Source organism: Paraburkholderia mimosarum LMG 23256 = NBRC 106338 (assembly GCF_000739815.1).
In the GTDB taxonomy this organism is placed as follows: Bacteria; Pseudomonadota; Gammaproteobacteria; order Burkholderiales; family Burkholderiaceae; genus Paraburkholderia; species Paraburkholderia mimosarum.
The window spans coordinates 39,613-54,247 of sequence record NZ_BBJJ01000016.1 but is presented as its reverse complement, the minus strand read 5'-3'; the positions used below and the strand labels follow the sequence as shown (position 1 = coordinate 54,247).

Sequence of the window (14,635 nt, the reverse complement as noted above, 5' to 3'; positions counted from 1 at the left end):
CGATCATTCAAGGCGATCGCAGTTCTCGATAGCAAGAAATGTACTGCGCGCACACGCTTTTGAACGAGTAACGCGCGAGGCCGTACTGGCGCCCCGCCTCACCCATCCGCCAAGCCGCCCCTGGGTCGTCGTGAACCCGCTCCAGCGCTTCGGCAAGTTTCGCTGCATTACCCGTTTCAACCAGATATCCCGTCTCCCCTTCCTTGACAAGATCGAGGAATCCACCCGTCCTTGTTCCGACGACCGCAAGACCGCAAAGCATCGCTTCGAGCGTCGATAGGCCGAACGACTCGCCGTGGCTAGGCAGGCAGAACGCCCGCGCATTACGGTAGAAGTCCATCAGACCGTCGCCGGTCAGCCAGCCTGCAAACGAAACGCAGTCCACGATGTCAAGCTGCTGCGCCAGGTCTACCCACCGATCCTTTTCACCTGCCCCCGCGAGTTTCACATGGATGTGCCGCTGCTTCTTCTTGAGGATGGCGATAGCGGCAAACATGTCACGCAACCCCTTCTCCTCGACGAAACGACCAGAGAACGCAACGTATGGCTGTAAATGACGCGCGTCAATCGCTCTCGCCGGCCCTTGCAATGCAACCTGCTCCGCATTGCGCGCGCAATTGCCGATCACACGAACACTCGCTCCCTTTCTGAATTGGCGGATGTCCGTGGCCATTTCTGTCGATACACCAATGGCGTCATCGGACGACTCTATAAACTCCCGCAGAGCTGCCTTGAACCATCCGTTCGACCGCTCAATGCATTCGGTCAGGTTGTTCGAGTGCCAGTGAAATATCACCTTTCGTCGCAGCATGCGCGTGGCCCGAAATAGCATCAGGTTTCTCAGCGCCGAACCGCGCGCAGACACGTGAAAGTGGATGACGTCAACATCATTCCACACACGCAGAAAAAATCGCGGCAGATCCAACAGAAGGAACAACAGTCTGTCCTTTGTCGTCTTAAAGCCACGGGTCTCGAAGAATGCGACCCGAATCGAGTTCTCTTCGAACATCGTCTTCGCTGCCCGCAACTCCTCGAGCACGGAGGCGACACCGCCTCGCTGCCCGTATCCCGGACCAACATGCAGTACGCAAATTGCTTTGGTCATGACACGCGCTCCGTTTTCTTTCGTTCATCGCTTTCTGCAACCGACCCGCACTCCACGTCGGACCATCGCCGGACGAGGTCCGAGATCATGGCGAGAAAAGGTGCGACGATTGCGGAAGTCAGCACATGACCAGCGGAGCAGGCGATCAGAACCAGCAAGACGAAGAAATATCTTCCGTAATGCGCGATAGGTCCGTCGCCGGACCGTACGTACAACCCGAGAAGATCCCGCACGTACAAGCAGAAGACAGGAATTCCCATTATTAGCGCAAGATCTGGCCCGTCTATTTCAATGAGGTATCGAACAGCTGGGTAACCGCCCGTGAGCAGAGGCAGGAAGTCTCGACTGGCGAGCTCATCCCATACGTTCGAGAACTTCATGTTACGGCCAGACATAATCACCGTCGCAATTCTGCCGCTGCCCGCATGATCGTTTTGATAGCTGAAATACTGAATGCTGAGATCGACCGCTTGGCGCACGGACGGCACGATAAAATAGACTGAGACCGCCGCCACTAGCATCAGCGCGACAACGAGGGCGAGCCGGGCCGTTGCCTTGACGACACCGTATCGCGAGTAGGAATATGCCGCGATGACACTAAAACCAGCAGCCAGCGCGCCCTTCGTACCGAGCAGGAACGCCGCCGCGATCAGTGTCGCGACCAACCCGACCCGCCCTGAACTCCAGCCATGCCGGAGAACTTGTAGGTAGGCCATGGCCAGCCCTGAGAGCAGCAATGCCGACGCTTCGTTCTGCGCGTAGATGATGCCTTTGTAGCCCGCGCGGATGTGGGTCTCGCCCCGATAGCTGCGAAACATATCGATCGAGAACACAGCGCCTGCGAGTATCGCGACGCCGTACACCAACAGGGTCAGGCGCATCAGGGCTTCGACCTTTTCCAGCTGCGTGTCCTTAAGTTCAGAGAATGCCGCGACATAGACGAAGAGGGAAAAGACCTTGGCAATTGCAATAACTTGCTCAATGAATTCCCCACTGGTCATTCCGTCGAGCGCCAGCGAGGCGAACGACATGACGACCGTCACCAACGCGAGGAGGCAAATGCGCCAGCTGGAGAGCCGTATCCGACCGCTGAGCAACATCGCGGCAACCAGACCAGCGACCATCGCGCCTCGTACGTAGAGCGAATAGCGCGCGCCCATGTCACCACCGACCTGCCCTTTCAGCGTGTATGCCGAAAGGAAGTCAGCAAGCGGCGACAGCGCGATACCGACCACAAGGACGAGCCAGATCATCGATCTCGATGAACTGTCCCATGTACCCGTACGTGATTCGCGAATCTGGATTGCCGAGGCACTCATCGCGTGCAGTCCTGCTTCTTGCCACCACTGCCGATCGACTCGGCGGCGCGAATCGTGGCCGCGACACTCCAGCGCGCGATGAGCCGCCCAACGCGGATGGGCTCCAGCAAGCAATCGCGCCATCGTACTCTCGATGGGGTAAGTTGGCTGCGCTCGCCTTCGAGGTCGCTCGCTATGGATTCGAACGCCTCCCACACCACGTAAGGCCGCAGTTCCTTGATGCGCATGGCACCGTCGTCACGATGCCACGGCCAATCGTCGAGCAGCGCCCGCACTGGCCCCTCCGTATGAGCCAGTGCGAGCATGGCGCCATGCGGGGAAATCCAGTAGCCGACCGCACCCGATGTCCATTGCTTAAACGGAGTACCGATGCGCATGCCGTCGATTTGACGGGAGCGTTTCAGCGGCTCGTAGAGATACTCTCGTGCCTCGCGCGAGCGGCTAAGCTTCGATTGGCCCAACAGCACGACGTCAGCCATGTCTGCGAGCATGTCTTCGCGCCAATTCAGCACCTTCGTGAAGAACGCAGGATCCATCAGGGCGTCATCTTCGAGCACGATTGTGCTCCTGCCGCCACTCGCGATGTCCTGCCAAAGCCGTCGATGACTGAGGAAACATGCCACCTCGCCGCAGCTCAGCGATCTGCCATAGCGTGCGCGCGCCGCGGCGTCATCGTAGAGACGCGCGAGTTCGCCGTTCCCGAAACATCGTGCGTCGATCGCGTCAATAAAGGAAAAATGCGCGCCATGCGTCGACATCGCTTCCGCGATGCGCTCTCGTCGCCCCGAGCGCTTCAACGAAACAATCATGACCGGAAATCTCGCTGACATTCATGCCCTCAGCAATTGAGTGAAATGCGCCCGCATACGGGGCGACCCCACGATGACCATGACGAACACCGCGAGGATCACCGCCTCGGCGGTTAGAAACGCCCACCCGGCGCCGCGCGCACCGAAGCGAGGAATCAGCGCGAATGACAATCCGATGTTGAGCACGCCCGCGAGCAGCATGACGACCGACCTTAACTTACCGTTCGCGAATGGAACCAGCACCTGGAGGCCGAGCAGATAGGCGAGATTGCCGAAAATGGTCGCGATGCAAAGCAGCGTCAACACAGGCGCCGCCGCGCCGAAGTCGGGCCCGAGAAGCACGCTAGTCACGTAATGAGAGAGCGCAGTGACAGCAAGCACGCCCACGCCCGTGATGGCGAGTGTCGCGACAGCACCAAGCGCCGTGAGCCTGGCCGCCGACATAGGCCTGTCGAGCATTAGCGCCGACACACGCGGATACAGCACCGAATTGATCTGGGCAGGCACCATGTTTCCCACCGTTTTGAGGCGATCAGCGGCCGCGTAGAGTCCCACCTGGTAAGGATCGCCTAGCGCACCGAGAAGCACGGTATTGGTCACTCCGAACAGACTGACCGAAATCGTCGACAAGAACATATCGACACCCTCTCTCAGGCGACGCGCCGCCGAGCGCCAGGCTCGTCCCGGACGACCCAGAAGCCCGAGCCTTTGTACCATCAGCAGCGAGAAGAGCCCCGTCATGCACGGGGCAAATGCCTGGATCGCTGCAGCGAGCGCGATGTCATCAGCTGATTTGACAAACGCGAAGATCAGCGGCAGCGTCGCGAAGCGGCCCGCCAGCGATACGACCGCAAACAGGGAGAAGCGCTCCAGTCCCTGCAAAACCCAATTGAGCGTGAACACATTGCTGACGACGGCAATCCACGACACCAGTACGACAGGTATTGCCGTGGCGGCGTGTCTATCGAAGCGCATCGCGACACCCAAAGCGAGCAGGGAAACAAGACAAAGCAGCGCCTTCGCAAAAATGACTGACCAGATCAGATCGTTGACGGCATCCTTATCGCCGCGACGTTCGACGATCGCGCGCGGCCCGCTGAGGTTGAAGCCCCAATCCGTCCAGAGCACGCCATAGACGGCGATAGCAGACGCATAACCCAGGATGCCGAAATTCGACGGCCCAAGAATGCGCGTGAGATACGGGAACGTCGCCAGCGGCACGAGGTAATTGCCGACCTGCCAAGCGATCATCGCGAACAGGTTACGGCCAAGCCGCGGCGCTCGCGCCGCACTCCCCGTTTCACCAGGAACTCGTCGCGAGCATACGAATTTATCCACTTGCGGCTCGACTGAGCGATGGAGTAACAAATGCTTCGCTCACGCGAGCACCCCGCGCGTATCAATCACCACCTTCGTCTGCAACCGAATCGGATCGACTTGCTTGAATTGCGCGTGATCAACAAGAATAACGATCACATCGGCTTCAGCCATCGCGGTACGTAGATCGCAAAGCCCGATACGTCCTTCCAGGTCTGGCGGAAGTTTTTGAATATTCGGCTCAACAGCAACAACTTGCGCCGGGAACCGGTCGGCCAGTTCGTTCGCAATCTCAACCGCAGGGCTCTCACGCAAATCATCGATGTTCGCCTTGAATGCGAGACCGAGACACGCAATCAACGGCTCCCTGAAGCGCTTCGCTGCTCGCTCCACACGCTCGACAACCCAATTTGGTTTGTCATCGTTCACCGTACGCGCCGCACGAATGAGTCGAGCCTGCTCTGGCGCCGAGTCCACGATGAACCACGGGTCAACGGCGATGCAATGCCCGCCCACGCCCGGCCCCGGCTGGAGGATATCCACGCGTGGATGCCGGTTTGCCAGCTTGATCAATTCCCACACGTTGATCTCCAGCCGGTCACAAATCAGCGAAAGCTCATTGGCAAATGCAATATTCACGTCGCGGAACGAGTTCTCGGTCAGCTTGCACATCTCAGCCGTTCGAGCGTCCGTGATGATGCACTCGCCACGCACAAATACCTGGTAGAGTTCGCGCGCCGCCTCGCTGCAGCGCGCTGTCATGCCGCCAATCACACGATCGTTTTCGACCAGTTCGCGAATCACGTGCCCGGGCAATACGCGCTCGGGACAATGGGCAACGCGCACGTCGGACGCATCTCCCATTTGCTGCGGAAAAGTGAGGTCCGGTCGCATCTCCGCCATCCACTCGGACATTCTCGCAGTAGCACCAACGGGTGAAGTCGATTCGAGCACCACCAGGTCGCCCTTTTTCAATACCGGCGCCACGGCGCGGCTCGCCGCTTCGATGTATGAAAGGTCCGGTTTGTGGCCATCCGCAAATGGCGTCGGAACTGCGATAAGAAATGCATCGGCAGGTTCCGGGTTCGTCGTTGCACGCAGATAACCCTGCGATACCGCTGCGTGAACGAGCATGTCGAGTTCCGGCTCGACAATATGAATGGCGCCGCGGTTGATCGTATCGACGGCGTGCTGGTTCACGTCAACGCCAATGACCTTCTTGCGGCGCGCGGCGAACGCGGCCGCCGTGGGAAGTCCGATATAGCCCAGTCCAACAACCGAAATCGTTTCGAAGTTCATAGTAGCCAAGCCCTTATTCTCCTTGTCCCCGACCCGCGCGAACTGCGGTGCCCCACCAGTCATTCAGCGCAGCCGTAATGCGCTCGCACGCGTGTCCATCCCCATACGGGTTTTTGCCGCGGCTCATCGCCCCGTAAGCCTTGTCGTCCTCCAGCAAGCGCGCCACGCCCTGCACGATCGCGCTGACTTCCGTCCCAACGAGCCGCACCACCCCCGCATCAACGGCTTCCTGCCGCTCGGTCGTATCGCGCATGACGAGCACGGGCTTTTGAAGCGAGGGCGCCTCTTCCTGAATGCCGCCCGAGTCCGTCAGGATCAAATGAGCGCGATCCATGAGGCTTACGAACGGCAGATAGTCGAGTGGCTCGATCAAATGCACGTTCGCAATGCCGGTGAGCAGGCGATTGACAGGTTCACGCACGCTCGGGTTGAGATGAACGGGATAGACGATGTCCACCTCCGGCCATGCCCCTGCAACTTGCGCGAGCGCCGTGCAGATGCGTTCGAAGCCGTCACCGAAACTCTCTCTGCGGTGGCCCGTGACCAGAACGAGCCGGCGCTTCGGGTCGAGCCTCGGAAGCACGCGTTGTGCTTGCTCACGCAGCGTTGCCTCCGCGGCCAGTCGGCCTCGCACGTGCAGCAGCGCATCGACAACGGTGTTGCCTGTGACAGCAATCGACTTGGCGGAAACACCTTCACGCAGGAGGTTTTCCCTGGCGACTTCGGTGGGTGCCAGATGCAGCGAAGCCAGGACGCCGGTCAGCCTCCGGTTCGCTTCTTCTGGCCAAGGCGAGAGCAGGTTGCCAGTCCGCAATCCGGCTTCAATATGAGCGATCGGCGTGCGGTTGTAGTACGCGGCCAGGGTTGCCGCCATCGTCGTGGTCGTATCGCCATGCACGAGCACCAGATCGGGTTGCTCTTGTGAAAGCACGCCGCGCATACCCGCCAGGATGGTCGATGTGACGTCGTAGAGATCCTGACCGCGCTTCATGATGTTCAGGTCGAAGTCAGGTCGAATCGAGAACAGGCTGAGCACCTGGTCCAACATCTCGCGATGCTGCCCGGTGACGCATACCCGACACCGTACGCCCGGCTCGCGTTGCAGGCGCTTGACCAGAGGCGCCATCTTGATCGCTTCCGGCCGGGTTCCAAACGTTAGTAGTACAGTTTTTTCCATCGACACAACCTTAGGCAGTTCGCGCCCGCGTGGGACTTCGGACCTCAATCGGGCTTCTTGCTGTAGTTCGAATACGCGCCGTAGGAAGCGCCACGCTCCGGTACATCCGTGAGCAGCAGGCCATCGATCTCGACACCGGCGCTCGTGAGTTGGCGCGTACATTCGCGCAATTCGGCGGCGGAATGGCGTCCATGGCGCACGACCATCAGAGTGGCGCCTGCGTGCTTACCGATCAGAACGGCGTCCGTGACCGCGAGCACGGGCGGTGAGTCGATAATCACCACGTCGTAACTCAACGCCAACGCCTTCAGCACTTCTCCAAGCCGCTCCCGCGTGAGGAGTTCGGCCGGGCGGTCAGGTATGGAGCCCGACGTAATGACATCGAGATTCGGTAGCACTTCGCGGTGGATAGCATCTCTCTGTTCACAACCAGTCAAGAGATCCGAGAACCCCCGCTTGCGTGCAATCGAGAAGTAGAAGTGAACATCGCCGCGCCGCATATCGGCGTCGATCAGCAGAATGCGCTTGCCCGTAGCCGCCAGAACCGTTGCCAGATTCACGGACACAAACGACTTGCCGACGCCCGGCCGCGGCCCCGTGAGCATCACAATGTTGTTTTCAGGTTTCAGCACGCCAAACTGCATTGCCGTACGCAGACTGCGCATCCCCTCCACCGCTACATCATCGGGATACACAGCCGCAAGAACGGCAGGCCTAGTGGGGTTGCGGCGCACAGATTGACGCAGCGCCAATTCCTTGTCGCTGTGTGAAATGATTGCGTGTACCGGAAGATCGACTGCGCGCTCTATTTCCGATGGGGTCTCGAGCCCGCGGTTGAACATGCGGCGCGCGAGCGCAATCCCACATCCAATTAACAGCCCGGATACCAAGGCCAGCGGCAGTACCAGACTTTTCCGCGGCCTCACCGGCTCCTCCGGCACGACTGCATAGTCGACCGTGCGGACGTTGCCGAGCTGCCCCGCCTTCAACACGCGCAACTGCTGGGTACTATCGAGCAATTTCATATAAAGGTCGGTGTTGACCTTCACGTCGCGCATGAGCCGCAGTGCCTGCTGCTGCGTCTCGGGCAACGCTGCTACCTGCTTCTCGTATTGATCTTGTTGATCTTCTAGCTCGGCAATGCGCGCATCTACCGCCGCAACACTGGAATGCGACGCCGTGAAGCGCTGCACGAGATCTGCACGTTGTTGCTGGAGTTCGGTGAGGCGAGTCTTTGAATCGACAACCGATTGCAGCAGCAGCTTGCCCTGGGCATCGAGATCGATCGCCCCAGACTTCGCGCGAAATGCGTTATAGCGGGCTTCAGCCTGGTCGAGGGCGGCGCGCAGCTGGGGCAACTGCTCGCCGAGAAAATCGAGCATCTGTTGCGCTTGCGCCGACTTGCGATCGACGTTGCGCTGTACATAAAGGCTCGCGACCATATTGACAATAGCCGTCACGCGCTCCGCGTCCGGGCCATCCAGCTTCATGCCGATGATTCCCGACTGTTTCGTCTTCTCCGCGATATCAAGCTTCTTCTGCAACTCGGCAACGGTCAGTTGAGTCGACAAACGCTTCAGGTCGAAGCGCGTTCCGGCATGTGCCAGCAAAGACGTCACCTCGAGCGTGACGGGTCCGTATTGCGTCCTTGCGCTCGCGACCGCACCGACACGCCCGTGGAGGACAACGTCGCCGGATGGGTCTTTCAGTTCATATCGCTCTGCGTCAATTGCCGTCAGTTCAAACTTCTTCTGATACAGCTCTCGCGGGACGTCGAACCGGGTCACGCCAATACGCTCTCCGCCCCACGCGTAGCGCTTCATTCCGAGCAATGGCGAAAGCAGTTTGTCGCTGTCTTGAGCACGATAGCGCGCAACAGGCGCACCGATCAGCGGGAAATAGTGGGGCCGCGCGTCGATATCGACATGAAGCCGGTCGACCGTTTCGGCCATCGCGGTGCGCGAGCGAATCAGTTCGATCTCCGCGTCGGCGGTGGCCTTCGATTGGAACAGCGACGCAAGATCGCCCAGTTTGTCGTTGATCGAACCCGCGCCCGAGTCGTCGTCCACCTGGATCATCGCGTCAGCGCGATAAACAGGTGCTCCGAGAAAGGCATAAGCCGCTCCGAGGGCGAACACGATCGCCATGACGATGCCAATCAGGGTGAGGTTCTCGCGAAGCACCGCAATGAGCTCCGAGAGGTCGATTTCATCATCATCCGCGGCGTTGGCATGCGGATCGTTCTTAAGAAGAGTCATGATTCAATGGATCTTGCTGTCCTGCAGGACGCGGCGCCAATGCGCGACGCCGTGTTCGATCTGTGCCACGGCCAGATCGAACGTTGCGCGATGTCGACCGTACGGATCGACGACGTCCACGCCCTCTACTTCGATCAGACGGAACACCTTGCCGCGCGCGAATGGCCAGTTGCGTTCGATCTGTTCGCGTTGCCCCTTCGTCATCGTGAGGATCAGATCGGCGCCACGAACCTGCGCATCGGTGAGTTGCGATGCCATGTGTGCTTCCAGAGGCACGCCACGTTCGCGTGCCAATTCCACGATGGTGGGATCGGCGCTTTCACCCACCAGCGCGCGCGTTCCCGCCGAACTGAAGGCGATGCCGGGCAACGAACGCGCGAGCATCGCGCACGCCAACGGACTGCGACAGATGTTGCCCTCGCAAACGACCAGAACGCTCTCGATCATTTCGCCACCAGCCCGGCGGTCAAACCGGCATTGATTGCGGGAATCAGCAACGTCAGCACGCGGTTGAAGCGGACAAGGCCGTTGCCATCGACGTACACGACGTCCTTCGGCTGCAGGTCGAACTCCTTTGCCACGAGCATGGCCACGGGCGAACGTCCGTCGAGGTGGAAGACTTCCGGCTTGCCGTTCAGCGCACCGCGGATCACGAACATTTGCGCAGCGTCCGCTGTCGACGAATTCACACTGCCCGCCTGCGCGATGGCGTCCGCGAGCGTGATACGACCTGTGCGGCGTGGAATCGCAGCAATCGGCTTGCTGACTTCGCCCATTACGTAGACGTCGTTTTCGTCGCGGGCGACGACGCGCAGCATGTCCCCGGGCTTGAGGTACAGCCGCGACGGACTCAAGCCGCTCGCCACCATTTGCGTCAGGTTGATACGGTGAGATGTGTTCCCACGCACGAGTACGAGGTCGCTTTGATCGGCTGTCTCAGCGAATCCGCCAGCGCGCGAAATCGCTTCGTACAGCGACATAGGTACGTCATTCACCGCGACCACACCGGGGCTGCGCACCTCGCCGTCTACGTACACCTCGTGGGCGCGGTACGAGGCCATACGCACGGTGACCTGCGGCTTGACGAAATAGCGCGCAAGCGACGCCGTCAGCAAACGTTGAATTTCCTCTGTGCGAAGTCCCGCAACGTGCATCGTGCCGGCGTAGGGAAACGTGAGATTGCCGGACTGGTCGACGACGAAGCCGGAAAACGGATCGCCGGGGCGCGTGGACGCCTGCGACTGCGTCGGGCCCATGGCCGCCGCCAGTTCCGGGTGATCCCAAACGACGATCTGCAACACGTCGCCAGCGCCGACCGCATACGGTTGCGGAGCCGCCGAAAGCAGTTCGGCCTGCTGCTGCTGCTGTCTCAGGCGCGCCTCCTGGAAGCGCTTCACCGTCTCGACATTGAGTTCGGTAACAGGCACTTCGGGTGTAGCGGAGGTCGCATTGGCGACTAGCGCACCGCTCCCCACCCCGGCGACACCTCCGCCGCCGCCCATCGACTCATCGGCCTCGGTCCTGGTATCGGGCCCGCTCGGCGCCTCCGTCAGGGTGGCAGCGTTCGACAGAGACATGCGCATGCCAGGCGCGATCGCGCAACCACCGAGCGCGGCACAAAGCGCAATAGCCGCACTTGCACCCGCAATGCGCCCGGCGACGTCGCGCGGCGTCCGGCGCCCGGCATGAGCAAACGGTTTCATCGATCGTTTCACCACTTCTACGTTCCAGCAAATCAATAGGCGTTTCGGTGCACTAGTCCCTTGAAGACCGTTGCGAAGACAATTCGCATATCGAGCCAGAAGGACCAGTTGCTGAGGTAATACAAGTCGTGTTCGACGCGTCCCCGCATCTTCTCGATGCGATCGGTCTCGCCGCGGAAGCCGTTAACCTGTGCCCAGCCGGTGATGCCCGGCTTGATGCGATAGCGGTGGATATAGCCATCCACGATGTTTTGATAGAGCGCGTCATGCTCGATCGCGTGCGGCCGCGGCCCGACGACCGACATTTCGCCGCGCAGCACATTGAAAAACTGTGGCAACTCGTCGAGGCTCGTGCGGCGCAGGAAAGCTCCCACGCGTGTGATGCGCGGGTCGTTACGCGTTGCCTGCTCGACGACGCCACGCGCCGCGGCGTGCAAGCGCATGCTGCGAAACTTGTAGATGTTGAAGACCTTGCCGTTCGCGCCCTTGCGTCGCTGCGTGAAGAGCGCTGGTCCTGGCGATGAGAGCTTCACGGCAATCGCGATGATCAGGAGCAGCGGCATGAGCACCGTCACGGCGGCCAGCGCAAACACGCGATCGAAAATGTCCTTCGCGACAAGGGCATCCGACGACAGCGGCGAACCGACGAGGTTGATAGCAGACGTGCCGTCGAGATCGATCACTTCGCCTTCGAACAGCGCGAGCCCGCTCACGTCAGGAATGAAGCGGATGTTCAGGAGGTCGTTGCGAAAAAGCTCGATGAAGTCGAGAATCGTCTTCTCTTCCGAGACTGGCAAAGCCAGCCAGATTTCTTCCACGTGATGCCGCCGCACGAAGCCGGCGAACCCTTCGCGATCGCGAAATGCCGGCACGATGCCCGGCGCCACGCCGGTCGCAGGACCGGTGTCGAAGATCGTCGCGACGAGATACGTCGAGTCCTTTGCCGCTTCAACCTTGCGCAGCAGGTGACGGCAGTGCGCCCCGCTGCCGACGATTGCCACGGCGCGCGTGCGTGCGGCTCGCTCCACGCGTCGCACGCTGCGGGCGCGCTCGACAAAACGGCAAACTACGAGGCCGAGTCCGGAGAAGAGCGCCCATCGCGCAACCCAATCGCCGGACGGCCGGTAAGGCTCGAGGGAAGCGATAGCGAACAGTAGCGCCGCTGCGAGCGCAATGATCCACGCGAGCGTGGGAACACAAACGCAATGCCAGAATGAATGCCGGTGCGCGACCCGATACAGACCGAACGCCGGAAAAAGAAACACGGACCCGAGCAGCGCAAACGCCACGAGTGCACTGTCATAACCGGGTTGACTGCCGCTCGCCTCGAAGCGCGAGGCGAAAGAAGCGCCAAACGCGATCACGGCGATATCGAGCAAACGAGAGGACAGGTTGCCGCGACGTCGCGACGTTCCTTCACAGGCTTGACAAGGCAGGCGCATGAAATCTTCCACGAATGAATAGTTGGCCGCGTCGCCACCGACACGGCTCTTCAAGACAGCCGCAGACCAGCCATCACTGCTTACCGCAAGTTCATCCGGGAACGTTCCAGCCACGCCCTGAATCCACAATCAGAAAGAGATGAATCAAGAGAGAATCGATACGTTGTCTGCACGTCACGCCATTTCCCAGTGAAGTCGAAGACGTTCGCACGTACGACGAGGATGCGAATCCGGGAGAATCGCGATGAATACCCCGGATACTGAATTGCACGCGCGGGGCTGAATCGCCAGGTCGCGGCCTGGCTAATGACCAGGAATGGAAGTCTCAACTGACAGACGCGTCGCGTATATAGGAAGAGTCTGAAACGCTCTCCTGCGATGCGGGCAATGCATCTCGATATCAGGTCTGCAGTCAATCGGACCCAGACAATCCCGGGATCACCCATCCATAAATCAGTAATGCGAAATAAATAAATCCTGGCGGATCAGCAGCCTCGCACAAGCTATAGATGCTCAGATTTGAGCTTGAACAGGATATGTGAATTCACTGCCGCCCGTTATTCTTCTTTTCATTTTTGGGCGGAGTGTCAATTCAATTTAAAGTTTTATCCAGTTCTCGAAACGGGCGTATGAATACGCCGAGGCCGTCGCGAGAAGAAATCTCACTTCTTCTTCTGAATAAACTCGATCTTGTACCCATCCGGATCGGTCACGAACGCGATCACCGTGGTCCCATGCTTCATCGGGCCGGCTTCGCGCACCACCGTGCCGCCTTGCTCCTTGATCTTCGCGCAGGCCGCATACGCATCTTCCACCTCGACGGCCAGATGCCCGAACCCGGTGCCGAGATCATAAGAAGCCGTGTCCCAGTTGTGCGTCAACTCGATCACGGTGCCGTCGCGCTCGTCCGTGTACCCGACGAAGGCCAGCGTGAACTTGCCATCGGGATAGTCTTCGCGGCGCAGCAGTTTCATGCCGAGCAGTTCGGTGTAGAACTTGATCGAGCGATCGAGGTCGCCGACCCGGATCATCGTGTGTAGCAGGCGCATCGTGAACTCCGTTTTGCCGTCGTCAAAAGCCGGACTGTACCAAAAACCCACCGCCCCTGCCGGCGCCGGCAAGATGTGCCGATTTGCTCTAGCATGAACGCCATTCCCGAATTTGCCAGGGCAAGTTCGCTGACGGGATGTAAGCAAAGAACGTAAGGAACGAGGGGTGAACATGCGGATTCTGGTAGTCGGTGCGGGTGCGACGGGCGGCTATTTCGGTGGCCGGCTCGCTGCCGCAGGGCGCGACGTGACGTTTCTGGTGCGCGAGGCGCGCGCCGCGCAATTGCGCGAATCCGGCCTCGTGATCCGCAGTCCGGCTGGCGATCTCACCCTGCGCGACATCAAGACGGTCACCCGCAAAGCGCTAGAGGCGCAAGGCGGCCAACCGTTCGATCTCGTCCTGCTGAGCTGCAAGGCTTACGACCTCGACAACGCAATCGATTCGTTCGCCGCAGCCGTCGGTCCGAACACGCTGATCCTGCCGCTGCTCAACGGCATGCGCCATCTGGAGGCGCTGCAGGCGCGCTTCGGCACGCAGGCGGTGCTGGGCGGCGTCTGCCTGATTGCGTCCACGCTCAATGACAAGCGCGAAATCGTGCATCTCAACGACGTGCAGGCCATCACCTTCGGCGAGCTCGGTGGCGGTGTCTCAGCGCGCGTGCAAGCCGTGGCGGACGAGTTCGGCAACGCCGGTTTCCACGCGAAGGCGAGCGACAAGATTCTTCAGGAGATGTGGGAGAAGTGGGTGTTCCTCGCGTCGCTTGCGGGCAGCACCTGTCTTTTCCGGGCGCCCGTTGGCGTCATTCTGGCCACACCCGACGGCGCCGCAACCGTCGAGCGTCTGTTCGCCGAATGCCGCGCGATTGCCGCCGGGCACGGCCACGCCGTGCGCGACAGCTTCCTCGAGCGCTCGCGCGCCATGCTGTTCGCCGAGGGTTCGCCGCTCACCGCTTCGATGTTGCGCGACGTGCAGAACGGTTCGCGCATCGAGGCCGATCATGTGCTCGGCGACCTGATCCGGCGCGGCGGCACGGCGCGGCAAACGTCGAACGACCTTTCGGTGCTGCGCATCGTCTATAGCCAGCTCAAGGCCTATGAAGCACAACGCAGCGAGGCAGCCTGAGCGAGCGGCAACGCACCGGCAACGCGGCGCGGCA

Annotated in this window: 12 protein-coding genes; 1 reads left to right on the top strand and 11 read right to left on the bottom strand. The window is 60.4% G+C overall.

Annotation, left to right across the window (positions count from 1 at the left end):
* Window positions 1-7: 7 nt before the first annotated feature.
* The 11 genes from BMI01S_RS13955 to gloA form a co-directional block, all read right to left on the bottom strand.
* Complete coding sequence (locus BMI01S_RS13955) at window positions 8-1,105, bottom strand: glycosyltransferase family 4 protein (protein ID WP_028211803.1); 1,098 nt, start codon at window positions 1,103-1,105, stop codon at window positions 8-10.
* Window positions 1,102-2,358, bottom strand: a complete 1,257-nt coding sequence (locus BMI01S_RS13950; protein ID WP_063619596.1) for an O-antigen ligase family protein — start codon at window positions 2,356-2,358, stop codon at window positions 1,102-1,104. The genes BMI01S_RS13955 and BMI01S_RS13950 overlap by 4 nt, the downstream gene beginning before the upstream one ends.
* Window positions 2,359-2,420: 62 nt before the next feature.
* On the bottom strand, window positions 2,421-3,233 hold the full coding sequence (locus tag BMI01S_RS13945) for a glycosyltransferase family 25 protein (protein ID WP_238327794.1): 813 nt from the start codon (window positions 3,231-3,233) through the stop codon (window positions 2,421-2,423).
* 21 nt (window positions 3,234-3,254) lie between these two features.
* The gene (locus BMI01S_RS13940; protein WP_042289536.1) at window positions 3,255-4,571 is read right to left on the bottom strand and encodes a flippase; all 1,317 of its coding nucleotides are present in this window, start codon (window positions 4,569-4,571) and stop codon (window positions 3,255-3,257) included.
* A 39-nt stretch (window positions 4,572-4,610) separates the two neighbouring features.
* On the bottom strand, window positions 4,611-5,849 hold the full coding sequence (gene wecC / locus BMI01S_RS13935; protein ID WP_028230967.1) for a UDP-N-acetyl-D-mannosamine dehydrogenase: 1,239 nt from the start codon (window positions 5,847-5,849) through the stop codon (window positions 4,611-4,613).
* Window positions 5,850-5,862: 13 nt separating this feature from the next.
* Entirely contained in the window at window positions 5,863-6,975 is a 1,113-nt protein-coding gene (wecB, locus tag BMI01S_RS13930; protein WP_042289533.1) for a non-hydrolyzing UDP-N-acetylglucosamine 2-epimerase, read from the bottom strand.
* Between the two features lie 95 nt (window positions 6,976-7,070).
* Complete coding sequence (locus BMI01S_RS13925) at window positions 7,071-9,284, bottom strand: polysaccharide biosynthesis tyrosine autokinase (protein ID WP_028211806.1); 2,214 nt, start codon at window positions 9,282-9,284, stop codon at window positions 7,071-7,073.
* Window positions 9,285-9,287: 3 nt separating this feature from the next.
* Window positions 9,288-9,731 carry a low molecular weight protein-tyrosine-phosphatase gene (locus BMI01S_RS13920; protein WP_028211807.1) on the bottom strand — a complete coding sequence of 148 codons (444 nt, stop codon included), beginning with the start codon at window positions 9,729-9,731 and terminating at the stop codon, window positions 9,288-9,290.
* Window positions 9,728-10,987 (bottom strand): polysaccharide biosynthesis/export family protein, encoded by a 1,260-nt coding sequence (locus BMI01S_RS13915; RefSeq protein WP_409372315.1) that lies wholly within the window; start codon window positions 10,985-10,987, stop codon window positions 9,728-9,730. The genes BMI01S_RS13920 and BMI01S_RS13915 overlap by 4 nt, the downstream gene beginning before the upstream one ends.
* Before the next feature lie 32 nt (window positions 10,988-11,019).
* On the bottom strand, window positions 11,020-12,429 hold the full coding sequence (locus BMI01S_RS13910; protein ID WP_042289592.1) for an undecaprenyl-phosphate glucose phosphotransferase: 1,410 nt from the start codon (window positions 12,427-12,429) through the stop codon (window positions 11,020-11,022).
* Between the two features lie 662 nt (window positions 12,430-13,091).
* Window positions 13,092-13,478, bottom strand: coding sequence for a lactoylglutathione lyase (gloA, locus tag BMI01S_RS13905; protein ID WP_028211810.1), 387 nt, complete (start codon window positions 13,476-13,478; stop codon window positions 13,092-13,094).
* A gap of 172 nt (window positions 13,479-13,650) precedes the next feature.
* On the opposite strand from gloA, the gene panE reads away from it, so the two are divergent.
* A complete protein-coding gene (panE, locus tag BMI01S_RS13900) occupies window positions 13,651-14,601 on the top strand; it encodes a 2-dehydropantoate 2-reductase (RefSeq protein WP_028230968.1) in 951 nt (316 codons plus the stop codon).
* The last annotated feature ends 34 nt before the right edge of the window (window positions 14,602-14,635 follow it).